Origin of the sequence: Pseudomonas sp. CP4 (genome assembly GCF_047758505.1) — a bacterium.
In the GTDB taxonomy this organism is placed as follows: Bacteria; Pseudomonadota; Gammaproteobacteria; order Pseudomonadales; family Pseudomonadaceae; genus Aquipseudomonas; species Aquipseudomonas fluorescens_AO.
Genome location: NZ_CP180489.1, coordinates 3,402,293 through 3,428,769, shown reverse-complemented (window position 1 = coordinate 3,428,769; position 26,477 = coordinate 3,402,293). Strand labels below are relative to the sequence as shown.

Annotated in this window: 21 protein-coding genes and 1 pseudogene; 14 read left to right on the top strand and 8 right to left on the bottom strand. The window is 60.8% G+C overall.

Annotation, left to right across the window (positions count from 1 at the left end; all coding sequences use genetic code 11):
- Positions 1–3 precede the first annotated feature (3 nt).
- Both purE and ACMYUN_RS15205 read right to left on the bottom strand, forming a co-directional pair.
- The gene (gene purE, locus ACMYUN_RS15210; protein ID WP_007920220.1) at positions 4–495 is read right to left on the bottom strand and encodes a 5-(carboxyamino)imidazole ribonucleotide mutase; all 492 of its coding nucleotides are present in this window, start codon (positions 493–495) and stop codon (positions 4–6) included.
- A gap of 332 nt (positions 496–827) precedes the next feature.
- Entirely contained in the window at positions 828–1,736 is a 909-nt protein-coding gene (locus ACMYUN_RS15205) for a LysR substrate-binding domain-containing protein (RefSeq protein WP_122748256.1), read from the bottom strand.
- Positions 1,737–1,916: 180 nt separating this feature from the next.
- On the opposite strand from ACMYUN_RS15205, the gene aspA reads away from it, so the two are divergent.
- The 7 genes from aspA to ACMYUN_RS15170 all read left to right on the top strand — a co-directional run bounded on the left by aspA (position 1,917) and on the right by ACMYUN_RS15170 (position 14,708).
- Positions 1,917–3,341, top strand: a complete 1,425-nt coding sequence (gene aspA / locus ACMYUN_RS15200; RefSeq protein WP_016772472.1) for an aspartate ammonia-lyase — start codon at positions 1,917–1,919, stop codon at positions 3,339–3,341.
- A 559-nt stretch (positions 3,342–3,900) separates the two neighbouring features.
- Positions 3,901–5,349 carry an alanine/glycine:cation symporter family protein gene (locus ACMYUN_RS15195; RefSeq protein WP_039757286.1) on the top strand — a complete coding sequence of 483 codons (1,449 nt, stop codon included), beginning with the start codon at positions 3,901–3,903 and terminating at the stop codon, positions 5,347–5,349.
- 171 nt (positions 5,350–5,520) lie between these two features.
- Positions 5,521–6,525 (top strand): asparaginase, encoded by a 1,005-nt coding sequence (locus tag ACMYUN_RS15190; RefSeq protein ID WP_415761047.1) that lies wholly within the window; start codon positions 5,521–5,523, stop codon positions 6,523–6,525.
- 172 nt (positions 6,526–6,697) lie between these two features.
- Positions 6,698–7,693: an AraC family transcriptional regulator gene (locus tag ACMYUN_RS15185; protein WP_415761046.1), complete on the top strand. Its 996-nt coding sequence runs from the start codon at positions 6,698–6,700 to the stop codon at positions 7,691–7,693.
- A gap of 155 nt (positions 7,694–7,848) precedes the next feature.
- Positions 7,849–8,874, top strand: coding sequence for a histone deacetylase family protein (locus ACMYUN_RS15180; protein WP_415761045.1), 1,026 nt, complete (start codon positions 7,849–7,851; stop codon positions 8,872–8,874).
- Positions 8,871–9,965, top strand: a complete 1,095-nt coding sequence (locus ACMYUN_RS15175; RefSeq protein ID WP_415761044.1) for a polyamine ABC transporter substrate-binding protein — start codon at positions 8,871–8,873, stop codon at positions 9,963–9,965. The genes ACMYUN_RS15180 and ACMYUN_RS15175 overlap by 4 nt, the downstream gene beginning before the upstream one ends.
- A gap of 138 nt (positions 9,966–10,103) precedes the next feature.
- Complete coding sequence (locus tag ACMYUN_RS15170; RefSeq protein WP_415761043.1) at positions 10,104–14,708, top strand: dermonecrotic toxin domain-containing protein; 4,605 nt, start codon at positions 10,104–10,106, stop codon at positions 14,706–14,708.
- On the opposite strand, the gene ACMYUN_RS15165 is transcribed toward ACMYUN_RS15170, so the two are convergent.
- On the bottom strand, positions 14,665–16,215 hold the full coding sequence (locus ACMYUN_RS15165; RefSeq protein ID WP_415761042.1) for a PLP-dependent aminotransferase family protein: 1,551 nt from the start codon (positions 16,213–16,215) through the stop codon (positions 14,665–14,667). The two genes, ACMYUN_RS15170 and ACMYUN_RS15165, sit on opposite strands and share 44 nt — an antisense overlap.
- A gap of 92 nt (positions 16,216–16,307) precedes the next feature.
- Here ACMYUN_RS15165 and ACMYUN_RS15160 point away from each other — a divergent pair, with 92 nt between their 5' ends.
- From ACMYUN_RS15160 to ACMYUN_RS15150, 3 genes are read left to right on the top strand one after another with little or no spacing between them, the layout of a single operon-like run.
- Positions 16,308–16,931 carry an FMN-binding negative transcriptional regulator gene (locus ACMYUN_RS15160; RefSeq protein ID WP_415761041.1) on the top strand — a complete coding sequence of 208 codons (624 nt, stop codon included), beginning with the start codon at positions 16,308–16,310 and terminating at the stop codon, positions 16,929–16,931.
- Between the two features lie 10 nt (positions 16,932–16,941).
- Positions 16,942–17,388 (top strand): GNAT family N-acetyltransferase, encoded by a 447-nt coding sequence (locus ACMYUN_RS15155; RefSeq protein ID WP_415761040.1) that lies wholly within the window; start codon positions 16,942–16,944, stop codon positions 17,386–17,388.
- 12 nt (positions 17,389–17,400) lie between these two features.
- Positions 17,401–18,072, top strand: a complete 672-nt coding sequence (locus tag ACMYUN_RS15150; protein WP_415761039.1) for a GNAT family N-acetyltransferase — start codon at positions 17,401–17,403, stop codon at positions 18,070–18,072.
- A gap of 121 nt (positions 18,073–18,193) precedes the next feature.
- Here ACMYUN_RS15150 and ACMYUN_RS15145 read toward each other — a convergent pair whose 3' ends face one another.
- Positions 18,194–19,096 carry a homocysteine S-methyltransferase family protein gene (locus ACMYUN_RS15145; protein ID WP_415761038.1) on the bottom strand — a complete coding sequence of 301 codons (903 nt, stop codon included), beginning with the start codon at positions 19,094–19,096 and terminating at the stop codon, positions 18,194–18,196.
- A 113-nt stretch (positions 19,097–19,209) separates the two neighbouring features.
- On the opposite strand from ACMYUN_RS15145, the gene ACMYUN_RS15140 reads away from it, so the two are divergent.
- On the top strand, positions 19,210–20,028 hold the full coding sequence (locus tag ACMYUN_RS15140) for an ABC transporter substrate-binding protein (RefSeq protein WP_415761037.1): 819 nt from the start codon (positions 19,210–19,212) through the stop codon (positions 20,026–20,028).
- A complete protein-coding gene (locus tag ACMYUN_RS15135; protein ID WP_039757274.1) occupies positions 20,025–20,861 on the top strand; it encodes an amino acid ABC transporter permease in 837 nt (278 codons plus the stop codon). The genes ACMYUN_RS15140 and ACMYUN_RS15135 overlap by 4 nt, the downstream gene beginning before the upstream one ends.
- A 6-nt stretch (positions 20,862–20,867) precedes the next feature.
- Here the strand turns inward: ACMYUN_RS15135 and ACMYUN_RS15130 are convergent, their stop codons facing one another.
- The 3 genes and pseudogenes from ACMYUN_RS15130 to ACMYUN_RS15120 form a co-directional block, all read right to left on the bottom strand.
- Positions 20,868–21,146, bottom strand: a complete 279-nt coding sequence (locus ACMYUN_RS15130) for a helix-turn-helix domain-containing protein (RefSeq protein WP_039757273.1) — start codon at positions 21,144–21,146, stop codon at positions 20,868–20,870.
- Positions 21,143–21,739: pseudogene (locus tag ACMYUN_RS15125) on the bottom strand (HipA domain-containing protein); the annotation flags it as partial. The gene ACMYUN_RS15130 and the pseudogene ACMYUN_RS15125, both read right to left, overlap by 4 nt.
- Positions 21,724–21,885, bottom strand: a complete 162-nt coding sequence (locus tag ACMYUN_RS15120; RefSeq protein ID WP_415761036.1) for a hypothetical protein — start codon at positions 21,883–21,885, stop codon at positions 21,724–21,726. The gene ACMYUN_RS15120 and the pseudogene ACMYUN_RS15125, both read right to left, overlap by 16 nt.
- Positions 21,886–22,059: 174 nt before the next feature.
- On the opposite strand from ACMYUN_RS15120, the gene ACMYUN_RS15115 reads away from it, so the two are divergent.
- Both ACMYUN_RS15115 and ACMYUN_RS15110 read left to right on the top strand, forming a co-directional pair.
- A complete protein-coding gene (locus tag ACMYUN_RS15115; protein ID WP_415764021.1) occupies positions 22,060–22,335 on the top strand; it encodes a hypothetical protein in 276 nt (91 codons plus the stop codon).
- On the top strand, positions 22,256–24,445 hold the full coding sequence (locus ACMYUN_RS15110; protein WP_415761035.1) for an autotransporter domain-containing protein: 2,190 nt from the start codon (positions 22,256–22,258) through the stop codon (positions 24,443–24,445). The genes ACMYUN_RS15115 and ACMYUN_RS15110 overlap by 80 nt, the downstream gene beginning before the upstream one ends.
- A gap of 211 nt (positions 24,446–24,656) precedes the next feature.
- Here ACMYUN_RS15110 and oadA read toward each other — a convergent pair whose 3' ends face one another.
- A complete protein-coding gene (gene oadA, locus ACMYUN_RS15105; RefSeq protein ID WP_415761034.1) occupies positions 24,657–26,465 on the bottom strand; it encodes a sodium-extruding oxaloacetate decarboxylase subunit alpha in 1,809 nt (602 codons plus the stop codon).
- Positions 26,466–26,477 lie beyond the last annotated feature (12 nt).

Sequence of the window (26,477 nt, the reverse complement as noted above, 5' to 3'; positions counted from 1 at the left end):
ACCTCAGGCAATACGTGGGTCTGGATTGTCCAGGACGCTGTCTGTCTGTTCGGCACGGAAGGTTTTCAGTACCGCGTGGAATTGCGGGTGCTTGGCGCCGAGGATGCTCGCCGAGAGCAGCGCGGCGTTGATCGCGCCGGCCTTGCCGATGGCCAGGGTGGCAACCGGAATGCCGGCCGGCATTTGCACGATCGACAGCAGCGAATCGACGCCCGAGAGCATGGCCGACTGAACCGGCACGCCCAGCACCGGCAAGTGGGTCTTCGCCGCACACATGCCTGGCAAGTGGGCTGCGCCACCGGCACCGGCGATGATCACCTCGATGCCGCGGCTTTCAGCCTCTTCGGCGTACTGGAACAGCAGATCCGGGGTGCGGTGAGCGGAAACCACCTTGACCTCGTACGGGATGCCGAGCTTTTCCAGCATATCGGCGGTGTGGCTAAGGGTGGACCAATCGGACTTGGAGCCCATGATCACGCCAACCAGTGCACTCATCGTCGCGCCTCTTCTCTCTGGAGCGCCCGCAGGCGCGTCATAAAACAACAAGCCACGCAGGTTGCGTGGCTTGATTGTACGAAAAATGGCCGGACGTGCCGGCCGAAGGCCGCGCAGTATACCGCAAAGAAAGCAATAAACAGCCCCCGAAACGACCATCTGTCAAATGAGCAAAAGGCCCGGTTTTATTGACCTTGCGGTCAGCGAAAAGACATCCCCCGATCCCTGTGGGAGCTGGCTTGCCAGCGATGGCGTCGCATCAGTAAAAAGAGAGGGTGACTGAACCACCGCAATCGCTGGCAAGCCAGCTCCCACAGGGTTCTTCGATGGGGTCAGGTGTTTTGGGCAGCACCGCCCTCAAGCTTGCGCCACAGCAAGCGCACGTTGGCCTTGCGCACCAATGCGCAGCGGTACAGGCGGATCTCCAGCGGCACATGCCACTGCGGGCCGCCGCACACCACCAGCTCACCGCGGGCCAGTTCGGCGCGTACGCTCAGTTGCGGTACCCAGGCAATGCCGAGGCCTTCCAGCGCCATGCTTTTCAGGCTGTCGGCCATGGCGGTTTCGTAGATCGTGGTGAAGCGCAACTGGCGCTGGCGCAGCAGGCCGTTGACCGAACGGCCGAGAAACGCCCCGGCGCTGTAAGCCAGTAAAGGCACGCTCGCCTCGCCTTCCAGATCGAACAGCGGTTTGCCATCCAGATCCGCCGCGCACACTGGCAGCATTTCCGTCTGGCCGAGATGCAGCGACGGGAAGATTTCCGGGTCCATCTGCATCGCCGAGTCCGGGTCGTAGAACGCCAACATCAGATCACAGCCGCCTTCACGCAGCGCATGCACGGCGTCGCCAACGTTGGTGGCCACCAGTCGCGTGGCGATGTTCAGTCCTTCGTTGCGCAACTGGGCGATCCAGCGCGGAAAAAAGCCCAAGGCCAACGAGTGCGCGGCAGCGACTTGCATCACTTCGCCCTGCCCGCCTTCCAGATGATGCAGATGGCGCAGCACTTCACCGAGTTGTTCGACCACGGTGCGCGCGGTCACCAGAAACAACTGCCCCGCCGCCGTCAGTTCGACCGGCGTGCGCGAGCGGTTGACCAGGGTCAGCCCCAGCGCCGCTTCGAGGCTGCGGATCCGCCGACTGAACGCCGGTTGGGTCACGAAGCGCCGTTCGGCCGCCTGCGAGAAGCTGCGGGTGGCGGCCAGGGCACTGAAGTCCTCGAGCCATTTGCTTTCCAGATTCATCACGTCCTCCCGGACACGCACCAAAACAGGTCACACGTCTGCCGCACAGGCGGCGTCACATGGGCATTATGCCGAATGTGCATAGGGCAGTGCTGAACAGCATTGGCCCAAAAATCCCCACAAGCCTAGCATTCGCAGCGTTCCGGCACAGACTGGGTCCTTATCGAGATGATTTCTATCATGTCCTCCGCTGCATCTTTCCGCACAGAAACCGACCTGCTTGGCGCCCTCGAAGTACCGGCCCATGCGTACTACGGCATCCAGACCCTGCGAGCGGTGAACAACTTCCGCCTCTCGGGCGTTCCGATTTCGCATTACCCGAAACTGGTTGTGGGCCTGGCGATGGTCAAACAGGCCGCCGCTGACGCCAACCGCGAGCTGGGTCACCTGAGCGAAGCCAAGCACGCTGCCATCAGCGAAGCCTGTGCCCGATTGATCCGCGGCGATTACCACGAAGAGTTCGTGGTCGACATGATTCAAGGTGGCGCCGGTACTTCCACCAACATGAACGCCAACGAAGTGATCGCCAACATTGCTCTGGAAGCGATGGGTCACGAGAAAGGCGAATACCAGTACCTGCATCCGAACGACGACGTGAACATGGCGCAGTCGACCAACGACGCCTACCCGACGGCGATCCGTCTGGGTCTGCTGCTCGGTCACGACGCGCTGCTGGCCAGTCTCGACAGCCTGATCCAGGCCTTCGCGGCCAAGGGCAAAGAGTTCGACCACGTCCTGAAAATGGGCCGTACCCAGCTGCAAGACGCCGTGCCGATGACCCTCGGCCAGGAATTCCGCGCCTTCGCCACCACTATGGGCGAAGACCTCGCGCGCCTGAAGACGCTGGCCCCGGAATTGCTGACCGAAGTCAACCTCGGCGGCACCGCGATCGGCACCGGCATCAACGCCGACCCGCGTTATCAGGCACTGGCCGTTCAGCGTCTGGCATTGATCAGCGGCCAACCGCTGGTACCGGCTGCCGACCTGATCGAAGCGACCTCCGACATGGGCGCGTTCGTGCTGTTCTCCGGCATGCTCAAGCGCACCGCGGTCAAGCTGTCGAAGATCTGCAACGACCTGCGCTTGCTGTCCAGCGGCCCACGTACCGGCATCAATGAAATCAACCTGCCGGCGCGTCAGCCAGGCAGCTCGATCATGCCCGGCAAGGTCAACCCGGTGATCCCGGAAGCCGTGAACCAGGTCGCGTTCCAGGTCATCGGTAACGATCTGGCGCTGACCATGGCAGCCGAAGGCGGCCAATTGCAGCTGAACGTGATGGAGCCGCTGATCGCTTTCAAGATCCTCGACTCGATCCGCCTGCTGCAGCGCGCCATGGACATGCTGCGCGAGCACTGCATCGTCGGCATCACCGCCAACGAAGCGCGCTGCCGTGAACTGGTCGAACATTCGATCGGTCTGGTTACCGCACTGAACCCGTACATCGGCTACAAGAACGCCACCCGCATCGCCCGTATCGCCCTCGAAAGCGGCCGCGGCGTGCTGGAACTGGTGCGCGAAGAAGGTCTGCTCGACGAAGCCATGCTCGCCGACATCCTGCGCCCGGAAAACATGATCGCCCCGCGTCTGGTTCCGCTCAAAGCCTGAGCCGACGCGAACTTGCAGCACCGCTCACCAGGTCGAGGGACTAGACACCTCTCACCTTTTGAGGGCTTGGGGATTTTGTCCCCGAGCCCTTTTTTTTAACTGTTTGATCCTGAGACCCGAATGTAGGGGGACTGAACAATATGGAGGTGAGCCCTTGTGGCAAGGGGATTTATCCCCGTTGGGCTGCGAAGCGGCCCCGATACCAACAATAAGGATGTACCAGAAACACCGCGTGCAATGGTTTACGACTGCTTCGCAGCCGAACGGGGATAAATCCCCTCGCCACAAACGCCAAGTGTTTCAAAGCTTCGTTTCGTCGCTTGCACCACTACCGTGCAGACGGGCGCGCCACTGATCGGTATAGTGCCGCCCCTCTTCGCGTGAGCGGTCGTCGGTAACGAGGCCATAACCCATGCGAAACCCGAACTAATAACAAAACCCGCGATATGGATCCGGGACGAAACCTTCGCCTCGCCCGTCGTGCCGCGCGCAGACCGGTGTAACACGATGTTTCTCCGATCCAGCATTTGCACCCACAAAAAACAGCGAGGATAAATCCATGCTCGAAGTCATCAACGACTTCCTCTCAGGGAAAGTACTGATCGTGCTCATTGTCGGGCTCGGTAGCTACTTCACGATTCGCTCGCGTTTCGTTCAACTGCGTCACTTCTTCCACATGTTCGCGGTGTTCCGCGACAGCCTCAAAGGCAGCGCCGGGCAACTCAGCTCGTTCCAGGCCTTGATGCTCAGCCTTGCCGGCCGCGTCGGTGCAGGCAACATTGCCGGTGTCGGCATCGCCGTGACCCTTGGTGGTCCGGGTGCGGTGTTCTGGATGTGGGTGACCGCACTGGTCGGCATGTCCAGCAGCTTCTTCGAGTGCACCCTGGCCCAGGTCTACAAGCGCGCCGATGGCGACGGCCTGTACCGTGGTGGCCCGGCCTACTACATCCAGCACGGGCTCAAGCTCAAAGGCATGGCGATCGTTTTCTCTGTTCTGCTGCTGGTCACCTACGGCTTCGCCTTCATTGGCCTGCAGTCCTATACCGTGACCCACTCGCTGCAGAACGCCTTTGACTTCAACCCACAACACACCGGGATTGTCCTCGCGGTGCTGCTGGCCATCACCTTTATCGGCGGGATCAAGCGCATCGCCTCGGTCTCCGACCTGCTGGTACCGATCAAGACCCTGGCCTACATCGGCGTGACCCTGTACGTGATCGGCACCCAGATCGAACACGTGCCGGCCATGCTGGAAACCATCTTCAAGAGCGCCTTCGGCCTCGACCCGGCCTTTGCCGGTCTGCTCGGCAGCGCCATTGTCATGGGCGTGAAGCGTGGCGTGTTCGCCAACGAAGCGGGCTTGGGCAGTGCGCCGAACGTCGCCGCTGTGGCCGCCGTCAAGCACCCGGGCGCGCAGGGCGTGGTCCAGGCTTTCAGCGTGTTCCTCGACACCTTCGTGATCTGCACCTGCACCGCGCTGCTGATCCTTCTCTCAGGCTTCTACACCCCGGGCTTCGAGGGTGACGGTATCGTTCTGACCCAGAACTCGCTGGCTGCAGTGGTCGGTGACTGGGGTCGCATGTTCGTCAGCGTCGCGCTGTCACTCTTCGTCTTCACCTGCATCCTCTACAACTACTACCTGGGTGAAAACAGCCTGCAGTTCCTCAGCCGCAACCGCGCTTTGCTGATGCTGTTCCGTGGCTTGGTGCTGGCGTTGGTGGTGTGGGGTTCGATGCAGGACCTGACGACGGTATTCGCCTTCGCCGACATCACCATGACCTGCCTGGCCTTCGTCAACCTGGTGGCCCTGGCCATGCTGTTCAAGGTCGGCCTGCGGGTGATGCGCGACTACGACGAGCAGCGCCGCGCCGGCGTCAAACAGCCAGTGTTCGATTCGAGCAAGTTCGCCGACCTGGACCTGGATCGCAACGCCTGGCCGGCCAACCCGCCAGCAGCAGCGGGCCAAACTGAAACTGCGCCGCAAGGCGTACCTGCAGCGCAACGCTGACAGGTGAATGACGGGCGCATCCCCTGCGCCCGTCAGTTATTGTGATGCAATAACCTGTAGGAGCGAGCCTGCTCGCGATGGCGGGCTTTCAGCCAACATCATTGTTGAATGACACACCGCTTTCGCGAGCAGGCTCGCTCCCACAGGACCCTCATCGTTTCGGAGAATCCTATGAGCTCGTCGACCTATCCCGCCGCTCAACACGTCATGGTGCTCTACACCGGTGGCACCATCGGCATGCAGGCCAGCGCCAACGGTCTGGCCCCGGCGTCCGGTTTCGAAGCGCGGATGCGCGACTACCTGCACAGCCAGCCTGAGCTGGTGGTGCCGCAGTGGCAATTCCGCGAAATGTCGCCGCTGATCGACAGCGCCAACATGACCCCGGCCTACTGGCAGCAACTGCGCGAAGCGGTAGTCGATGCCGTAGACGTGCGAGGCTGCGACAGCGTGCTGATCCTGCACGGCACCGACACGCTGGCGTACAGCGCGGCGGCGATGAGTTTTCAGTTGCTCGGCCTGCATGCCCGCGTGTGTTTCACCGGCTCGATGTTGCCGGCAGGCGTGACCGACAGCGATGCCTGGGAAAACCTCGGCGGCGCGCTGGGCGCCCTCGGCCAGGGCCTGGCGCCGGGCGTGCATCTGTACTTCCACGGCGAACTGCTGGCACCGGCCCGCTGCGCGAAAGTGCGCAGCTTCGGGCGGCATCCGTTCAAGCGCCTGGAGCGTCAGGGCGGCGGCGTCAAAGCCACTTCAATTCCAGCGTCGCTGAACTATAACCAGCCGAAGCAATTGGCCAAGGTCGCCGTACTGCCGCTTTTCCCGGGCGTCAGCGCAGAAGTGCTGAACGGTCTCCTCGACAGCGGCATTCAAGGCCTGGTGCTGGAGTGCTACGGCAGCGGTACAGGGCCGAGCGACAACCCCGAGTTCCTCGCCAGCCTTGGCCGCGCACGGGATAACGGCGTGGTAGTGGTTGCAGTGACGCAATGCCATGAAGGCGGGGTAGAGCTGGATGTCTACGAGGCGGGAAGCCGCTTGCGGGGCGTGGGCGTGTTGTCCGGTGGCGGCATGACCCGCGAGGCGGCGTTCGGCAAATTGCATGGCTTGCTGGGGGCCGGGCTGGAAACGGCGGAAGTGCGACGATTGATCGAACTGGATCTCTGCGGCGAACTGAGCTGATCTGTCATAACGCAAATCCCCCTGTGGGAGCGAGCCTGCTCGCGAAAGCCATGACACATTCGGCATTCGTGTGGCTGACACACCGCTTTCGCGAGCAGGCTCGCTCCCACAAGGGATTTTTGTACGGCATATAAATTGCTGCGTCCCAGCCACCTCCAGGCTGGAAGACCTCATGCTCCACTCCCACCTCACCACCCTCAATGCGGTCTCGCTGATCCTCAACACATTCAAGGCCCAAGGTCTGTCGAGCGAGGCCTTGCTGGCTGGCAGCGGCATCGTGGCGGCGGATTTGCAGCGAGCCGATACGCGCATCACCACCCATCAGGAGATGCAGGTCTGCACCAATGCGGTCGCGCTCAAGCGTGACATCGGCCTCGAATTGGGCCGGCGCATGCACGTGTCCTGTTACGGCATGCTCGGTTACGCCCTGCTGACCTGTGCCACCTTCGGTGACGCTTTGCGGCTGGCGATCCGTTATCCGGCGCTGTTGGGCACGTTGTTCGAACTGAGCCTGGAAGACGATGGCGAGCAGGTCTGGTTCGTCGCTGCTGATTACCGTGAAAGCGCGGCGATGGCGGTGTTCAACGCCGAATTCTGTCTGGTGTCGCTGAAAGTCATCTGCGACGACTTGCTCGGCCACCCGTTGCCGCTGCGCGCCACGCGCTTCGAACATGCCGCACCGGACTACCGCGCCAGCTACGCTGAACCCTTCAACTCGCCGCTGCACTTTTCGGCCAAGGACAACGCCTTCGCCTTCGACCGCCACTGGCTCGATCAGCCGCTGCCGCTGGCCGACGCCATTACCCATCAAGCGATGGCCGAGCGCTGCCGCAAGCAGAATCTGGAGTTCACCGGACGTCAGGCCTGGCTGGGGCGGATTCGGCAGTTGCTCAGCGCGCAATTGAATGCCGCGCCGGGCCTGGAGGGGCTGGCGCAGCAGATGAAGTGCTCACCGCGGACCCTGCGCCGGCATTTGAAAGACATGGGCAGCAGTTATCAGGAACTGCTCGACGAACTGCGCTTCGAGCGAGCCAAACAGATGTTGTGTGAGGATCAGTTGCCGATCTATCGGATCGCCGAGACGCTGGGCTTCAGCGAGACCGCGAGTTTCCGGCATGCGTTTGTGCGCTGGAGCGGCGTGGCGCCGAGTCAGTTCCGGCCGCATTGATGTCTGCTCCAGGCATGAGCCAGGATCAACAAGGGGCGAATTTCGGTCAGAGGTTTTGGCCATATCGATCCCCTTTTGGCCGCTCACGACGTTTTCCGATTCGCCCCGCGCCGCAACACTGAAAGCCACCGAATCAGCCTTGCGGAGAACAACAAATGCTGACGATCTACTCAGACGATCACCACTTGCACCATGGCCGCTGCGAACTTATCGATGGCCAGCTCAAGCCGTGCTTCGAGATGCCGTCGCGTGCCGACCATGTGTTGCAACGTGTGCAGAAGCAAAACCTCGGTGCAGTCGAAGCGCCGAAGGATTTCGGCCTGGAGCCGATCGCGCGCATTCACAGCCGTGACTATCTGGAATTTTTCAAAGGTGCATGGCAACGCTGGACCGAGTTCAACACCGACGGCGACTTGCTGCCCTACACTTGGCCGGCGCGCACCCTGCGTGCGATCAAACCGACCAGCCTGCACGGCCAGCTCGGTTATTACAGCTTCGATGGCGGCGCGCCCATTACCGCCGGCACCTGGCAAGCGGCCTACAGCGCGGCGCAAGTGGCGCTTACCGCGCAGGCAGAAATCCAGCGTGGCGCACGCGCGGCCTTCGCATTGTGCCGTCCACCAGGACACCATGCCGCCAGCGACTTGATGGGCGGTTATTGCTACCTCAACAACGCCGCCATCGCCGCTCAGGCCTTCCTCGATCAGGGCCACAAGAAAGTCGCGATCCTTGACGTCGATTACCACCACGGCAACGGCACCCAGTCGATCTTCTACGAACGCAGCGACGTCCTGTTCACGTCGATCCACGGCCACCCGGAAGCGGAGTTTCCGTTCTTCCTCGGCTACGACGACGAACGCGGCGAAGGCGCCGGTGAAGGTTTCAATGTCAACTATCCGCTGCCGGCCGGTTCTGGCTGGGATGTCTGGAGCGCGGCGCTGGATCAGGCCTGCGATGAGATCGACAGTTACGGCGCGGACATCATCGTCGTCTCCCTCGGGGTCGACACGTTCAAGGACGATCCGATCTCGCAGTTCAAACTCGACAGCCCGGATTACCTGGCCATGGGCAAACGCATCGCCGCCCTCGGCAAGCCGACCCTGTTCGTCATGGAAGGTGGCTACGCGGTAGAAGAAATCGGCATCAACGCAGTGAACGTGCTGGAAGGTTTTGAACAATGAGAAAGCGACTGATCGCCTCGGCGCTGTGCGCGGCCCTGCTGAGTGCTGGCACCCACGCCGAAGAACGCACATTGCGCGTCTATAACTGGTTCGATTACATCACGCCCAAGGCGCTGGACGACTTCAAGGCACAGAACAGCCAGACCAAACTGATCTACGACATCTTTGACACCAACGAAGCACTCGAGGCCAAGTTGCTCACCGGCAATTCTGGCTATGACGTGGTGGTGCCGTCCAACGTGTTTCTCGCCAAGCAGATCGAGGCCGGGGTGTTCCAGCCGCTGGACCGCAGCAAGCTACCGAACTGGAATCATCTTGATCCGAAACTGATGAAGCTGATCGAAGCCAATGATCCGGGAAACAAGTTTGCCGTGCCGTACATGTACGGCACCATCCTCATTGGTTTCAACCCGGCCAAGATCAAGGCAGCGCTGGGTGACAACGCGCCCGTGGACAGTTGGGACCTGATCTTCAAGGAGGAGAACATCAGCAAGCTCAAGCAGTGCGGCGTCGCCCTGCTCGACTCGCCGTCGGAGATTCTGCCGCTGGCCCTGCAACACCTCGGCCTCGACCCCAACAGCAAGAAGCCGGCGGATTACGCCAGGGCCGAAGCGCTGCTGATGGAGATTCGTCCTTACGTGACCTACTTCCATTCCTCCAAATACATGGCCGATATCGCCAACGGCGACATCTGCGTGGCCGTCGGTTATTCCGGCAGCTTCTCGCAAGCAGCCAACCGCGCCAAGGAAGCGAAAAACGGCGTGGTGGTCGACATGCGCTTGCCCAAAGAGGGTGCGCCGATCTGGTTCGACATGCTCGCCATTCCCAAAGGCGCGAAGAACACCGAGGACGCTTACACCTTCATCAACTATCTGCTGCAACCGGCGGTGATTGCCCCGGTCAGCGATTTTGTCGGCTATCCAAACCCGAACAAGGACGCCACTGGCCTGGTCGATCCGGCGATACGCAACAACCCGAACCTGTACCCGACCGACGCTGCCATGAACACGCTGTACACCTTGCAACCGCTGCCTCGGGATGCCGAACGCGCGCGGACGCGGGCGTGGACCAAAATCAAATCCGGGACCTGATTCCCGCGCCGCATCCAGGACCCGCACACGCGGGTCTTTTTTTGCCTGGCAGATCTATGTACCGCACGCGCGAACGTAGCGCCTTTTACCTTGCCCTGATCCGCCGGCTTTCGGCGCCCGACAGAGCAGGAATCACTGATGCCCGAACTCCCCACACCCAGTGCCGTCGATATCGTGACCCAACTGGTCACCGGCCCTTCACTCCATGAAGTCGCCGCGAAAACGCTGGTCCCGGCACTGAAGACGCTGTATCCCGACCTCGAGATCGATCCGCAACTGGCCATGGTCGTAGAGCCGACGTGGGAGATCGACAACGATCAGGTCTTCGCCGGTCGGCCCAACGTTGAAACGCTGACGGATGCGCTCGTACGCCTCGGCATGACCGGCAAAACCGTGACGTACCTGGACGGCGAGCACTATCTGACCCAGCAGCCCGCGTGGCCTGCCCCCGTTCAACTGCCAGTTAAAATCGAAGCGATCAGCCTGCTGCTCAATGAACTCGCCCCCCTGTTGTTCATCGCTTACAAAGAACAGCACGTCAAATACTGGGATGAGTTCACCTACCCCGGGCAGCCGCGCTGGCAGCAATTGTCGCAAGCGTTGCGCAATTTATGGAAAGCCGATGCCAGCCTTGGCCGGGATGCCACTCAAGCCGCCGTCGCCGAGGCGGTTTTCCGGGAGCCCGACAGACTGCAGCGCATGGCCACCGACAAATACACCACCCGCGCCTGCCTGATCGACCTCGACCGGGAGGGCGCCGGACAGAACGCACACATGACCCTGCTCGATATGGCGGTGCTGATTGGTACGGATGCACAACGTACCGTGGTTCTCACCCACGCGGTCACCCGGGGTTTCCAGTCCTTCGATTCGCTGCAAGCGCTTGGCGAAGATCTGCAGCAACGCTTCGGCGCAACCCCCGCAGATCCGAAACTCACGTGGCGGCTGGTCGAACCGCAGGGCAACTTTTTTGACCATCAGGCCTGCACCTTGATTTCGCTCGAGGCCGACGCCCTGGGCAGAATCAATTTTTTTGCTGACCGGCCGCTCAACCGCGCCTATCCGCACACCGGTACCCAGGGCCAGAGCGCCGAACCAACCCCGCGCCTTGAGGAACATTTCGAACGTCTGCGACCGATGCTGCCGCCGTGGCTGAACGATGCGTCGGCCGTCGATCAGGCGCGCTACAGCCGGCATCTGCTGGACCTGACCACGGTGCAACATGAACACAACGGCAAAACGTTTCAAAGCGAGGTCATCGGCCTGCACGCATACACTCGTGATGCCCTGATGGAGCAGATGTCGAAGGACCAGCCGAGTGCCAAGGACATCAAGCTCGATGACATCGAGATTACGATCACCAGCCTCGTGGTCTGGGGAACGTTCGTATTGCCCGGCAATACCAGCACCCAGACCCTGACGTTGCCGGAACTGGCGCTGCAGAACCTTGCCGGCCTGCCATTGGGCAACAAGACCGTGAACTACAAAGCTGCCAGCTCAGCGCCTGACTGGATGACTGTGGCCTATCTGGAAAAACTGGTCAGCGCCGTGGATATCGGCAAGACCTATCCGGCGTACCTGAAGGCGCGCCTGATAGACGACGCCGATCAGGCGTCAGCCTTGAAAGCGTTATACACCGGCCAGCTACGCATCGAGCTGCCATTGCTGGCGTTGCAACACAAGATCCAGGGCAGAGCAGACATTGATGATGCGGGGTATCGCTACGTTGCAGCAGCACTGGCGGCGACCGACGCAGAACGATACGTCGATGGTCAGGAAATCGTGGTCCGTCCACTGGCCTTCGTTGCACACCGCAGCAGCTGCGCAGCCGACAGCGTGGCCAATATGTACGTCATCGGCCCGCGCGAGGCGAACAAAGGTCCCTGCCTGCTTTACCGTCCGCTCTTCGAGATGACGTTGATGCAATTCCCCGGATACGCCAACCTCCTCTACGCGATCCAGCATTCGCGACATCTGCGCGATTCGGTGCTGGCGTGGCTGGCCGATGATGTACGTTTCAACTACAGCCAGTTCGTCTTTACCGCCAGGCTGCCATCGATATGGACAATCCCGCAGATGCTGGTCAATCCGACGACGGCTCTGGACATGTCCGGCCCGGTCGCGCTGGGCACACAAGCGCTGACCGGCAATGTGCTGGACACGCTGCATGAGCGCAACGTGAAGGCCCTGCTCACCCAAGCCGACCGCCAATCGGTGTCCAACGCCGAGGCACGCTGGGCCACCCTGAAACAGGGCGGCTGGCTGATGTTCAATGCCGCTCTGCCGTTCCTGGGACGCAGCGTCGGCACGGCGGCATGGATCTGGCAAATCATGGACGATCTGCAAGAGGTTACCGATGTCGCCAACCAGCCGTCGGGCAAGGTCGCATGGACCGCAATTGCCGACATCCTCCTGGCCTTGGGCATGGTGCTCGCACATCGAGCGGCCGTTGGCGAAGCACCGCCACGTGAACGGGTGGCCCAGGCAGAAGAAGAAACAAAGCCCATCAAAGCGGCCGCCAAAGTCGCCAAAGCACTGCAATTGCCAGATATCACCAGCGCTGAACTGCCCGGCGCCCACACTACCTCCATCGACATCATCACCGCACTGAAACGGTCGCCGCAGGCACTGGCCAAGCTCCTCGACGGATTCACCGTCGACCCTCCCAAAGGTCTCGGCGCCGCTGCAAGCAAAGGCACGCATCAAGGCCTCTACGCCCACGGTAAGACCTGGTACGCCCAGGTCGGTCGGCGCTGGTTCGAAGTGATGCGCAACGCGCTCGGCAACGTACAGATTATCGACTCGCGCCAACAACCACACCGCATCGGTCCGACGCTGGCCTATTCCGCCAGGGGCGAGTGGGTGATCGATTTGCGCCTGCGTCTGCGCGGCGGCGGCCTGGACTCGGCACTGCAAAAATCCCGGGACAGCAGGCAGGCCGTCGCGAAAGCGCTCTGCGAGAAAATTGCCAAGTTCGATACAACACTGCATACCAAGGAGACCCGCCTGAACGCCGATCGAGATGCCTTGCGCGATGCTCTGCCGCAGGCCCGTGCACAGGCACGCACCGAATATCTCGCCACACTGGATGCACAACATCAGGAGTACGCGTCGAACATTCAACAGATCAGAGAGTTGAACCTCAACCAGACTATTCCCAATTACCGCACCGTCATGACCGAGCGCTTGCAGATGCAGTTGTTTTTGGGCCAGGAGTGGCTCAGCGAGCACTCTTCTCAGTTTCAACAGAGTGTCGAGGGTATGCAGACGATGATCGCGGATGGGACCAACGCCGATCCAGAGGCATTCAGTCTGGCGGCCGTGAGCCTGAATGACGTCACTCAAAGCATCATCGAGAAAATGGAGGCCGCACAAGCCTGCTTCGAAGAAATGAAGCTGTTGGGAAAAGACGCTGTGGAGGCAATGCGTGTGTATCAGAACGCCCTGCCGGATTACCAGTTGGATGACCTCAAGGTGCTGCAAATCAGCCTCGCCGAGCGAATATGTATCAAGCCTGGCGACACCGCGGATCATGCCAGCGCTCAACAGGCGTTGGCCGATCTGGTCGAAGACGCTGCACTGAATATCCAGAGCTCGCTGGACCTGAGCGCCGATGAAGGCCTGGGCGATCTGCGCGGACGCATTGACGCCTTGAGCAACGTTGCACAACAGTTCGACTCGGTAGACCAGCGCTTCAACGATCTGGCCAGCGAATACTCCGACCAGCTCCACACTGACCGACTCAAACATGTACAAACGCGGGTGATTGCATTCAAAGCGGCCGCCGACAAACGCCTCGCCGACCTGCTGCGCTACCGGCATTTGCTGGTGCCGCAGGCCGGAACGTCAAGGTCATCCGCGTCTGCCTCGAATCGACAGATTTTCCAGACACGATCAAAAGGCACCGTGGTCGGCGAACGCAAGAAAAGCGTCGGTGATAACACGACCGACCTGATGGAAGTTCGCGCTCCTCTGACGGGTGTCATCGCCACTTTTCACGAAGAGTCGCCCGGTGTCTGGGTCGAACAGCGAACGCCGCCTGCACCGACACCAACATCCGCAGCCGACTTGAAGAAAAGCGTTCGCGACGGCCAGGCGCTGATCGATGGTCTGGCGGCATTCCATCGGCGCATCGAGGCGCGCCTCAAACGCGGCGCGCGGATACCGGTGGAGGTCGAGGAGGAATACCACCAGCACGCCGCACTTCTGCGCACGGCCATCGCGGCGATCGACGAATCCCTGACCGCCAAGAACCTTACCGCCGGCCAGCATGAACCCTCCGAAACGCTCAATCACGCGCTCGACAAGGCGGCGAAAAACCTGGAAGAGAAAGGCACCAGCACGCGCATTCGTCTGGTCAAACAGCAGCTACCCACGGCGGCGGGCGTGCAGTGGCTGAAGGAAAAGGGGGAAATATCCATCGATAAAACCGTGACCCGGCGGCCCATCCGACACCGCCAGCATGATTTCCTCGACGAGTACCGGATTCGTGATGCTCACAATGACAAGGTCCTGTGCTACGCCCATTTTCACTACAGCAGCGCCGACGCGCCTGATCCATCGTTCATTCGCGGGCACATGAAAACCGTCGCCCAACAACGGATGGGCGGCGCCTACGAGCCCAGCCAGCCGAGCAACCAGCAACTGATTGAAATCCATCGCAGCGAAATTTCCAGTCGCTCGGCCGAAGCGTTGTTCTTCAATCTCGCCAAACCTGTCGCAAGCGCGCCAGTGCCGCTGTGATCGCAGACTCCGGCACAGCGGCAAAACCCAGCACCAGGCCGGCGCGCTGGGCCATCGGTGTAGTCGAGTCCGGCAACCAGTAACTGCTCAAGCCGTTGATTTCGACATCGACCTCAGCGGCCTGGGCGATCAATTGTTGCTCGCGCTCAATGCTGTCGACAGCGACGGTCAGGTGCAGCCCGGCCGGCACGGCGGGCAGTTGACCGACGCCGGCGACCGTCGGCCAGCCTTCGAGCAGGCAGTTGCGCCGGCTCAGCGCAGCCCGGCGCATGCGGCGGATATGCCGCTGGAAGTGTCCGGCAGCCATGAACTCGGCCATCACCGCTTGGGTGCTGACCTCCGAGTGCCGAACATCGACGGCGCGGCGTTGCGCGAACGCGTCGACCAGCGCGGGCGGCAGCACCAGATAACCAAGGCGCAAAGCCGGAAAAGCGACTTTGCCAAACGTGCCGACGTAGAGCACACGACCCTGACGATCAAGTGCCGCCAACGGCGCCAGCGGTGCGCCGGTGTAGCGGTACTCGCCATCGTAATCATCCTCGACGATCCAGCCACCGACACGCTCGGCCCAGGCGAGCAACTCCAGACGCCGGGCCAGGCTCATCACCACGCCGGTCGGGTACTGATGGGACGGCGTGACGTAAGCCACCCGACAATCGCTGAGCTGAGCCATAGCGCTGCAGTCGATGCCATCGCTGTCTACCGCCACCCCATGCAATTTCGCCCCCGCTACAGCGAAGGCATGCCCGGCCGCGCGATAGCCCGGATTCTCGATCGCCACGCCGTCCCCAGGCTCGACCAGCAACTGTGCACAAAGGCTGATGCCCTGCTGCGCGCCACTGGTGATCACAATTTGCTCAGCCGTGCACTGCATGCCGCGGGAACTGCGCAAATAAGCGGCGATCATGCCGCGCAGTCGTGCATCGCCGGCCGGATCGCCGTAACACAGTTGCTGCAGATCCGGTTTACGCCAGAAAGCCGCGTTCAGCTTGGCCCAGACCTCGAACGGAAACAGATCGAATGCCGGCACGCCCACCCGAAAAGCGCGCGGCGGACCGCTCGGTGGTCGCGGCAAATGATGCTTTTCGATGCGGGAAAATCCGTCGCTGTGGATAACTTTGCTGGATGGATTCACAGGTAAATCCAGCCAATTTGTGGATAACGCTGTGGGTAAGCATGTTGACAAGCCTGTGGATGAATTTGTGGATAGTTTTTTCTTCGGCGTGGATGCCTGCACCAATTGCGCCACGTAAGTACCGTCGCCGACGCGTCCTTCGATAAAGCCTTCGGCATACAACTGATCGTAGGCGCGCACCACACTGTTGCGGGAAATGCCCAGCGCCGCGGCCAGGTCACGGCTGGCCGGCAATCGCGTGCCGCTAACGAGGCGCCTATCAAGCACCCGCTGGCGCAAGGCCTGATAGAGCTGGCGGCTCAGGCCCTGACGGCGATCGAGTTCGATTCCGGCCGGATTGAAAGGCATCGACAGCGGCGGTAGTTCAGGCATGGCAATGGACCTATGAAATGGCTCATCAATGGCTCTTACAACGGACCAATAGCCTGCCTAGGATGCAGGCATTCGCCAAGGAAAATCTGTCCATGTACACGCCACGCGCCTTTGCCATCGAAGACTTGTCCCAACTGCACGAACTGATCCTCGCCACGCGCCTGGCCATTCTCGTCAGCCACGGTGCGAGCGGCCTGCAAGCCAGCCACGTGCCGGTGCTGCTGCATCGCGAACAGGGTGAGTACGGCACGCTCTATGGCCATCTGGCCAAGGCCAATCCGCAGTGGAAGGACCTGCGGGACGGCGCCGAGGCGATGCTGATCTTTGCCGGACCAGACGCCTACGTCAGCCCGAGCTTCTACCCGAGCAAAGCCGAGCACGGCAAGGTCGTGCCGACCTGGAACTATATCGCCGTGCACGCCTACGGCCATGCCGAAACCTTCAGTGATGGCGGGCGCCTGCTCGATATCGTCAGCACCCTCACTGACCGTCACGAAGCGGGCCGTGCCCAGCCATGGTCGGTCGATGATGCACCGGCCGATTACATTGATGGCATGCTCAAGGCCATTGTCGGTTTTGCCATTCCCATCGAGCGCCTCGAGGGCAAACGCAAGCTCAGCCAGAACCGCAGCGCCGAAGATATCGCCGGCGTGCGCGACGGCCTTGCCGCCAGCCCCGACGCCAATGACCAGACCCTCGCCCGCTTGATGCGCTAAGGAAACCCGCATGACCCAGATCGACATTCGCCCGGTCAGCGCCAATGACCACGCCACCTGGCTGCCCCTGTGGCAGGCCTACCTGCGCTTCTACAATACCGAGCTGCCAGACGCCGTCACCCAAAGCACCTGGCAGCGCTTTCTCGACCCGAACGAACCGACCCACGCCGCCCTCGCCTGGGCCGAGGGCAAAGCGCTGGGCATGGTGCACTACATCTATCACCGCTCGAACTGGAGCGTCGAAAATTCCTGCTATCTCCAGGATCTGCTGGTAGTACCCGAGTCCCGTGGCACTGGCGTCGGCCGGCTGTTGATCGAGCATGTCTACGCTACCGCCAAGGCCGATGGCTGCTGCAAAGTCCACTGGCTGACCCACGAAACCAATGCAACGGCGATCCAGCTCTACGAGCGCATCGCTGAACGCCCGGGCTTCATCCAGTTTCGTAAAGCCCTTTAAGGAGACGCGCACATGACCGCTTCACTCGCTGACTGGAAAGGCGTCCCCGCCCCCTCCGCCACGCTGCTCGAAGGCCGCTTCATTCGCCTGGAAAAACTCGACCCGGCGCGCCATGCCGATCAACTCTTCGCCGCCCTCGAAGGGCCAGGGGCTGATCCGAAACTCTGGGATTACTTGCCTTACGGGCCGTTTCCCGAGCGCAGCGCGTTCAACGATTGGCTGAACAATCATGCGGCCAACTGCGACCCTTATTTTTTCAGCGTCGTCGACCGTGCGACGGGTCAGGTCCAAGGCATCCTCAGCCTGATGTCGATCGTCGCGGCCCAGGGCCGCATCGAAATCGGCCACGTCACTTTCGGTGCGCCAATGCAACGCTCGCCGAAAAGCACCGAGGCGGTGTACCTGCTGGCCAAGTACTCGTTCGAGCTGGGATACCGGCGCCTGGAATGGAAGTGCAACAACGGCAACGCCCGCTCCAAATACGCGGCCGAACGTCTGGGCTTCAGCTTCGAAGGCGTGTTCCGCCAGCACATGGTGGTTAAAGGGCAGAACCGCGACACCGCGTGGTATTCGATTCTGGATGCGGAATGGCCGGCGATTGGTGCCGGGTTCGAGCGCTGGCTGAGCAATGAAAACCAGACGCCTGATGGCCAAGTGAAAGGCTTGGCCGAGTGCCGTAGCTGATCGTCACAAAGCCCCTGTGGGAGCGAGCCTGCTCGCGAAGGCGGTGTGTCAGTCACCGCAAATATTGACTGACTGACCGCTTTCGCGAGCAGGCTCGCTCCCACAATTGGCGGGGTCTTTCTTAACGACGCAGTTCTTGCGCCAGCACCGCAATGTGCTCCGGGCCGATCCCACAGCAACCACCCAGATGACTGGCGCCGCGCTGTTGCCAGTCCAGCGCCCAGTGCAGATACCCTGGCGGATCAAGATCGTCACGCAACGGGTCGAGCCCGTCATTGGCCGTGGCTTCTTTCGGTTGCGGAGGAAACGCGTTGGCATACGCGCCGATGTTGATCTTCACACCGAGACGCTCGAACGTTGCGCGCGCTGCGTCGATGGCCGCGCCAATCACTTCCGGCTGACTGCAATTGAACAGCAGGGTTTCGACGCCGAGTTCAGCCGCCACCGCAGCCGCGACGGCTACTGGCTCACCGGAGCGCAGGCGCGGCACTGCATCGGTATCTTCATCCTTGAGGGTGAATGACAGCCAGAATGGTTTGCCATCCTTCGGCAGCCCGGCGTGAATGGAGCGCGCCTCGACGATCGAGCTCTGGGTTTCGGCCAGCCATAGATCAACGTGCGGGGCCAGCCCCTTGATCAGCGGCGTCAGCAATTCGCTTACCCGATCCGCTTCGAACAGGTCCGGACGGTACGAGCCGAACAGCGGCGGCAACGAACCGGCAACACGCACTGGCTTGCCCGATGCCTGCACGGCCCGCCGCGCCAACTCCCCAGCCAGTGCCGCAAGCGCCTGGCCTTCAGCCGCAAAGCGCGCCTCGCCAATGTGAAACGGCACCACCGCGTAACTGTTGCTGGTGATCAGGTCCGCGCCGCTGTTGATGTAAGCGGCATGCACCGCCTCGACCGCCTGCGGCGCTTCACTCAGCGCCAGTGCCGACCACTCCGGTTGGCGAAACGGCGCGCCGGCGCGTTGCAGTTCACGGCCCATGCCGCCATCGAGAATGACCGTTGCTGCTGCGCTCATATGCGATTCACTCATATGCTTATGAAAATAACTCACTACCGGAGTCGTTCTTATAACTATTTAATACGCACCATTCGGTTAATGACAACCACTTTTTTCAACAGGAAGCGACTGTGAAATTCCAACCGCTATTGGCCTTGGGCCTGACCATTCTGGCCTCCACCCAAGCCTTCGGCGGCGCGACGCTGGACCGTGTCGAGCAGAAAAAAGAGCTGGTCGGTGTGCTGATGGAGAGTTATCCGCCCTTCTCGTTTCTCAATGAGCAGAATCAACTCGACGGTTTCGATGTCGGCGTTGCCAAAGCGGTGGCGGACAAGCTTGGCGTCAAACTGCGTCTGGAAACGCCGTCCTGGGATGTGATCGCCGCCGGCCGCTGGAGCGGGCGCTACGACATCTGCATCTGCTCGATGACCCCGAGCAAGGCCCGCGCCGAAGTGTTCGACTTCCCGGTCGAGTACTACGCTTCGCCAGCGGTGATTGTGGTCAATGCCAAGGACGAGCGCATCCACAGCGCCAAGGACCTGAGCGGCAAAAAGGTCGGCCTGACCAGCGCCTCCAGCTACGAAAGCTATCTGAACAAGAATCTGATCATCGAAGGCGCCGAGGATACCCAGTTGGAGTATCCGTTCGAGGATGTGCAGATCGCTCCGTACGATACCGACAACGTCGCCTTCCAGGATCTGGGCCTGGGCGCCGGCGTGCGCCTGGATGCGATCCTCACCAATCTGGTCACCGCGCAGCCGCGCCTGAACCAGGACCAGCGTTTCAAACTGGCCGGCGAACCGCTCTACTCGGAACCCAACTCGGTGGCCATCGAAAAGGGTGACCCGCAGTGGGACGCCAAGGTACGCGAGGTGTTTGCCCAGCTGAAACAGGACGGCACCCTGAGCAAGCTGTCGCAGAAATGGATCGGCGCCGATATCAGCCAATGACTTCCTTTCCGACCCCGCCACAGCCACCGCAACCGGTGGCTGAGACACGCCTGCAAAAGCTCTTCGGTTTCCGTACGCGCCTTTATCTGACCTGGGCTGCGCTGTTCTGCCTGTTCGCCGGATTCTTTCTCAGCTTCGACCTGAAGTTCGCGATCATCCTCGACAAGTTGCCCAACCTGGTCGGCCTGAAGCTGGCGCCGAACGGATTTCTGCAAGGCGCAGCGCTGACGCTGTTCCTCTGCGCCTGCTCGATCATCGCCTCCTCGCTGCTGGGTTTCATCACCGCGCTGGCGCGCCTGTCGAACAGCGCCGTGGCGTTCGGCATCGCCAGTTTCTACACCTCGTTCTTTCGCGGCACGCCGCTGCTGATCCAGATCCTGCTGATCTACCTCGGCCTGCCGCAACTGGGCATCGTCCCGGGCGCCATCGTCGCCGGCATCATTGCCCTGTCGCTGAATTACGGCGCCTACCTGAGCGAAATCTTCCGCGCCGGGATCCTCGGCGTCGATCACGGCCAACGCGAAGCCTCCCTGGCACTGGGTCTGCGCGAAAGCGTGATCTTCTGGCGCATCACCCTGCCCCAGGCCATGCGCACCATCATCCCGCCGACCACCAACCAGTTCATCTCGATGCTCAAGGACTCGTCGCTGATCTCGGTGATGGGCGTCTGGGAAGTGATGTTTCTCGCCCAGTCGTATGGGCGCTCAAGTTATCGCTACATCGAAATGCTCACCACGGCGGCGATCATCTACTGGCTGATGTCGATCGGGCTGGAGCTGATTCAGGCACGGATGGAGCGGCATTACGGCAAGGCATATTTGCGCCGTAGTTGAGGTGCATCAAATGGTGTCCCGGCGTATTCGCACTACGCCCATTTTCATGCCGAAGGGGCGGAACACCGCGTTCAGCGACTTCAGTGTCTGATTGCCTTCGCCATGTTCGATATGCACCAGCGTGCGCACTGAAATCTTGCACATCTTCGCGAACTGAGTCTGATGCAGACCGGTGACTTCGACCCGTAAACGGCGCACGGCGTCACCGATTTCCAGAGTGCCTTCGGCCAGCGCTTGCTGAATGCTTTCGATGAGCGCCGTGCGCTCGAGGACGGTCAGACTCATTGCAGGTCCCACTCTTTCAAACGTTGCTCGAGGTTTTTCAGGTGAACGCTCGGGTGATTCATGGTTCTGGCGGGCAAACCGCTGGCTGCAAGAATATCCGGCAGTGCGGCCAGACGGCGGGCATCCGCGCGCAGGCCTTCGAACAGCGCTGAGGCATCCAGCCCCGTCAACGATTCGTGCGGATCCGCGCTATCGGCCAATACGCGGCAGACACCTCGCCAATCGACATCTCCCGCCCGCTCCAACTCTTTTGGCCACTTGGTCGTACGAGTCACGCCTTCGTCATCCATGACCATCGGGGCGAGGTCATAAATAGGCGCGAGCTGGAAAGCGTTCTCTTGCCGGATAATCGCCGTGTTACGACCGTGGTTATCGGAGTTTCCGAGGATTTTATTGATCAGGTCGCGACGCAGATAATCGGCGACGAGGCTGGGAATCTGGCTGGCCTGACCCGCTTTGCGCCAGAGCCCGGCGAGCATGCGGATCACTTCCAGATGATTCATGGCACTGCCTGGCGTCGTCACTCCAGCCAGCGAATAAACCGATTCGACGGCGAAACGCGACACCGCCCCATCTTTCACTTGTCGATCAAAATCAACTCAATGTTTTCCACCAGATAGTCCGCTTCATAGCCAAAACTGCAGCGGCTTTCGAAGCCTTTTTCCGGATTATCGAAATCAAGAATCATCGCGTCGTGCCATTGCCCGGCGGTGAAGATCTGGAGTGTCAGGCTGTACATGTTGATTCCATTTGCATTTTAATGCAGTTAAACGAGGAAAAATCCCCATAACATGCAATATAGTGCATCCAAGCAGTCTTGTGCGCAGGAATATCTGCAACAAAATGCAGATTAGCATTCCCATGTGGCTGGCTGAACGCAAATTAATGCAGTTAAGCGTCTGACGTGCCACCGGTGAAGGTTCTTCAACGGGAGAAAGCCGTAGGAAAAAGAACAGCCACCACTGCGCAAAAGCTCTGTTTTGTGAAAACCAGTGACGATTTTCTACACAACGATCTGATGTCGCCTGCGCGGATGTGGGAAGCGGCCGACATCGGTTTTTTTCGGGCAGCAATAGAGTTGGGTCTTCTCGATAAGGAAGTCGAACTTGATGCCCACTCAAAACCTATTCGCACCAAAACACTTGGCTCTGGCTATTTCATTGGCAATGGGTGGCGTAGCGCTGGCTAACGCCGAGCAATCCACTGAAGCAATAGAGCAGCCCCCAAGCATGGAAACGACGGAGCAGCCCGAAACCAACCCCAAGCAACAGGCGATGGAACGGCTAAAGGGTTTTCTCACCGACGCGAGCACGGTACCGATAACCTTTACGACACCGGAAACCTTGTTCAAAGGGACTGACGTCAACGACCTGATTACCCTAACCGACGGCGCAAGCTTCACGGGTCGGCTGGATGGCGGCAAGGGCGATAATGTGTTGTTCCTGAATGCTGCGAATGGCGGCACGTTGAACGACACGCGCAACTTCAATGGGTTATTCGTCGCCCAAGGCAACTGGACGCTGAGCTCCAAAGGCGATTTCCATGAAGGTGTTCTGGTCAACAGCGGTGGAGCGTTGACCAACCTCGGCAGCATCAAGGGCGATGTGTATGTCCAGAATGGCGGCAGTTTCGCCGGTAAAGGCACGGTGGGAAATCTTGAGGTGGGTGGGCTGCTCACCGTCAATGCAGCGCTTGGCGCACCGCGAGTGAAAGGTAATTTGCACTTGGCGCCTGGTGCCGAATTGGCTTACGAGGTCACTCCCGCTGGTGGTCAGACGATCAAGGTCGATGGTACAGCCCAACTCGAAGGTGCCACCCTGAAGATTGTTTCGGCTCCCGGTGAATATCCGCAGAGCAGCCAATACAAAATCATTGAGGCCCGAGAGGTAAAAGGCGAATTCGGCAGGATAGAGAACGATCTGGCCTATATGACCGCCACAGCTCAATACAACAAGAAGTCGGTTGGACTGACTTACGCTCGCAATGGTGAACCGCTTCAAAGCCTCGCTCTTACAGAAAATGCAGGCGAACTTGCAGGCAGTATTATCGAGCCAGAGCAGCCGACTTCTCCCACTGTACCGATCGCGACAACGCCCGCTCCAGCTTCAATGACAGCGGTGATCGCAGCTCCAGCCCCTGCCCTGACCTCAGTTGCGACCTTGATTGAAGACTCCGCATCGGTGGAATCATCGATACCCAACGAAATCATGACTGCACAAACCACCGCACAGCCCGCGTCCGAGCCTGCAAAGCCCATCAACACCGCCGTCGCCGCGCTGCTGATCAGTGACAAAGCCACGGCTCCGATCGCGCTCGATCAACTCGCCGCCGGCAGCAATGCCAATCTCGCCAAAGCCACACTGAGCAGTGTCACGCCGGTCAGTGCGAGCATGCTCTCGGCGATGCGCCAACTGGCCAACCGTTCCGGCTCTACTGACGGCTCGCGCAGTTCAACTCATCAGGCCTCGGGCAGCGAAGGCTCCGGGCGGGTGTGGTTTCAGGCATTGGGCCACGGCGGCAAGATTGACCGCGACGCCGACGGCATCCTTCAACATGCCACTCAAGGGCTGGTCATGGGCGCTGACTGGCGACTCGACGAGCACTGGCATGTCGGCCTGCTCGGCGGCAAATCGCAGACGAAACTCGATGCCCGCCAGTACGACGGCGACCTCGACAGCTGGCACCTCGGCGCCTACGCCGTGCGTCAGGATGGCCCGCTATCGCTGCGTCTCGGCGCTACCTACGCCAGCCATGACGGCAGCAGCACACGGCGGGTAGCGTTCAAGCGTTTCAGCGATCGTCTCAAGGGCAATTACGACGCCAATACTCAGCAAGCATTTGCCGAGGCCGGGTTCAACCTGGGCCGCAACAACGTGACCCTCGAACCCTTCGCCAGCCTCGGCTATCAGCGTTATCAGCGCGACAGCTACAACGAAAAAGGAGGCGACGCGGCATTGAAAGTCTACGGCCAGACCCGCGACAACTTCAGCAGCACCTTCGGTCTGCGGGTTGCGCAGGTCAACACGCTGGATAACGGCATGCATTTGACCCCGCGATTGAGCGCCGGCTGGAAACATACCTTCGGCGAGATCGACAGCGACACTCGCCAACAACTGCTCAAGGGGGGCAAGCGTTTCGAAGTGACCGGCGCGGCACTGGATAGGAACGCTCTGTCGGTGGATGCGGGGGTCGATCTTGGTATTTCAGCGACGCACACGCTGGGCGTGGGCTTGACGGGTGAGCTGGGCAACGACAGCCGAACGTATGGCGTAGCGGGTCAATGGCGCATGGCGTTCTGATGGATTAAGCACGCTCCCGATGTAGGAGTGAGCCTGCTCGCGATAGCGGTGGATCACTTGCAGATGATGTTGGCTGGTCCGACGCATTCGCGAGCAGGCTCGCTCCCACATCGGCTCCTCAAGCGAGCTGAGAAATATCGAAAATCACAGGCAAAAAAAAGGGGAGCACCTGCTCCCCCGAGGTTTAAAGCGTTGGATCGCGACTGTTATCTCAGCCTTCGATCTCGACGAGGATTTCGCCCGGGTTGACCCGATCGCCCTTGGCCACATGAATCGCAGTGACCTTGCCGGCAATGGCAGCCTGGACTTCGGTTTCCATCTTCATCGCTTCGGTGATCAGTACCGCCTGGCCAGCCTTGACGGTGTCGCCTTCCTTGACCAGCACATCGACGATGTTGCCGGGCATGGTGGTGCTGACGTGGCCTGGCGCCGAGGCCTGTTTGCGTTTGCTGCTGCCACCGCCGACGAACTCGTTGAGCGGTTCGAACACCACTTCTTCCGGCATGCCATCGATGGACAGATAGAAGTGGCGCTTGCCTTCGGCCTTGACGCCGACACCGGTGATATCGACGCGGTAGGTTTCGCCGTGGACGTCGATGACGAACTCGGTCGGCACGCCCTCGCCGCCCGCCGAGGCAACGGCACCTGCTTCCGGGATCGGCAACAGCACTTCCGGCGTAAGAGTGCCGGCGGCGCGTTCTTCAAGGAACTTGCGGCCGATGTCGGGGAACATGGCGAAGGTGAGTACGTCTTCTTCGGACTTGGCCAGTGCGCCGATGTCGGCACGCAGCTTGGTCATTTCCGGTTTGAGCAGATCGGCCGGGCGCACGTCGATGACGTCTTCGCTGCCGATCGCCTGACGCCGCAGCTTTTCATTGACCACGCCCGGCGCCTTGCCATAGCCGCCCTGCAGATACAGCTTCACTTCGTTGGTGATGGTCTTGTAGCGCTCGCCGGCCAGTACGTTGAAAAATGCCTGGGTGCCGACGATCTGCGAAGTCGGCGTCACCAGCGGCGGGAACCCAAGGTCTTCGCGTACGCGCGGGATTTCCGCGAGCACTTCGCTCATGCGATTCAGGGCGCCCTGCTCTTTCAACTGGTTGGCGAGGTTGGAAATCATCCCGCCCGGCACCTGGTTGACCTGCACACGGGTGTCGACGGCGGTGAATTCGCTTTCGAACTGATGGTACTTCTTGCGCACGGCATAGAAGTACAGGCCGATTTCCTGGAGCAGCTCCAGATTCAGGCCGGTGTCATATTCGGTGCCTTTGAGCGCGGCGACCATCGACTCGGTGCCCGGATGGCTGGTGCCCGAGGCGAAGCTGGAGATTGCGGTATCGATGTGATCGGCACCGTTTTCGATCGCCTTGAGCTGGCACATGGCGGCCAGGCCAGCGGTGTCGTGGGAGTGGATGAACACCGGCAGCGACTGCTCGGCTTTCAATGCGCGCACCAGTTCACCGGTGGCGTATGGCGTGAGCAGACCGGCCATGTCCTTGATCGCCACCGAGTCGCAACCCATGGACTCCATTTGCTTGGCCTGGGTGACGAAAGCGTCGATGGTGTGCACCGGGCTGGTGGTATAGGCGATGGTGCCTTGCGCATGTTTGCCGGCAGCTTTCACCGCTTCGATGGCGACACGCAGATTACGCACATCGTTCATGGCATCGAAGATGCGGAACACGTCGATGCCGTTCACCGCTGCTTTGGCGACGAAGGCTTTGACCACGTCGTCGCTGTAATGGCGATAGCCGAGCAGATTCTGCCCGCGCAAGAGCATTTGCAGGCGGGTATTGGGCAGTGCGGCGCGCAGTTGGCGCAGGCGCTCCCACGGGTCTTCCTTGAGGAAGCGCACGCAGGCGTCGAACGTCGCGCCGCCCCAGCACTCCAGCGACCAGTAGCCGACCTTGTCGAGCTTGTCGCAGATCGGCAGCATGTCTTCGGTGCGCATGCGGGTGGCGAGCAGCGATTGGTGAGCGTCGCGCAGGATGGTGTCGGTAACGAAGATCTTCTTAGTCATTGGTATCTCCTC

Excerpts from the sequence above, each read along its gene's own strand:
- purE (WP_007920220.1), bottom strand. The coding sequence starts at position 495 with ATGAGTGCACTGGTTGGCGTGATCATGGGCTCCAAGTCCGATTGGTCC.
- ACMYUN_RS15205 (WP_122748256.1), bottom strand. The coding sequence starts at position 1,736 with ATGAATCTGGAAAGCAAATGGCTCGAGGACTTCAGTGCCCTGGCCGCC.
- aspA (WP_016772472.1), top strand. The coding sequence starts at position 1,917 with ATGTCCTCCGCTGCATCTTTCCGCACAGAAACCGACCTGCTTGGCGCC.
- ACMYUN_RS15195 (WP_039757286.1), top strand. The coding sequence starts at position 3,901 with ATGCTCGAAGTCATCAACGACTTCCTCTCAGGGAAAGTACTGATCGTG.
- ACMYUN_RS15190 (WP_415761047.1), top strand. The coding sequence starts at position 5,521 with ATGAGCTCGTCGACCTATCCCGCCGCTCAACACGTCATGGTGCTCTAC.
- ACMYUN_RS15185 (WP_415761046.1), top strand. The coding sequence starts at position 6,698 with ATGCTCCACTCCCACCTCACCACCCTCAATGCGGTCTCGCTGATCCTC.
- ACMYUN_RS15180 (WP_415761045.1), top strand. The coding sequence starts at position 7,849 with ATGCTGACGATCTACTCAGACGATCACCACTTGCACCATGGCCGCTGC.
- ACMYUN_RS15175 (WP_415761044.1), top strand. The coding sequence starts at position 8,871 with ATGAGAAAGCGACTGATCGCCTCGGCGCTGTGCGCGGCCCTGCTGAGT.
- ACMYUN_RS15170 (WP_415761043.1), top strand. The coding sequence starts at position 10,104 with ATGCCCGAACTCCCCACACCCAGTGCCGTCGATATCGTGACCCAACTG.
- ACMYUN_RS15165 (WP_415761042.1), bottom strand. The coding sequence starts at position 16,215 with ATGCCTGAACTACCGCCGCTGTCGATGCCTTTCAATCCGGCCGGAATC.
- ACMYUN_RS15160 (WP_415761041.1), top strand. The coding sequence starts at position 16,308 with ATGTACACGCCACGCGCCTTTGCCATCGAAGACTTGTCCCAACTGCAC.
- ACMYUN_RS15155 (WP_415761040.1), top strand. The coding sequence starts at position 16,942 with ATGACCCAGATCGACATTCGCCCGGTCAGCGCCAATGACCACGCCACC.
- ACMYUN_RS15150 (WP_415761039.1), top strand. The coding sequence starts at position 17,401 with ATGACCGCTTCACTCGCTGACTGGAAAGGCGTCCCCGCCCCCTCCGCC.
- ACMYUN_RS15145 (WP_415761038.1), bottom strand. The coding sequence starts at position 19,096 with ATGAGCGCAGCAGCAACGGTCATTCTCGATGGCGGCATGGGCCGTGAA.
- ACMYUN_RS15135 (WP_039757274.1), top strand. The coding sequence starts at position 20,025 with ATGACTTCCTTTCCGACCCCGCCACAGCCACCGCAACCGGTGGCTGAG.
- ACMYUN_RS15130 (WP_039757273.1), bottom strand. The coding sequence starts at position 21,146 with ATGAGTCTGACCGTCCTCGAGCGCACGGCGCTCATCGAAAGCATTCAG.
- ACMYUN_RS15120 (WP_415761036.1), bottom strand. The coding sequence starts at position 21,885 with ATGTACAGCCTGACACTCCAGATCTTCACCGCCGGGCAATGGCACGAC.
- ACMYUN_RS15110 (WP_415761035.1), top strand. The coding sequence starts at position 22,256 with ATGCCCACTCAAAACCTATTCGCACCAAAACACTTGGCTCTGGCTATT.
- oadA (WP_415761034.1), bottom strand. The coding sequence starts at position 26,465 with ATGACTAAGAAGATCTTCGTTACCGACACCATCCTGCGCGACGCTCAC.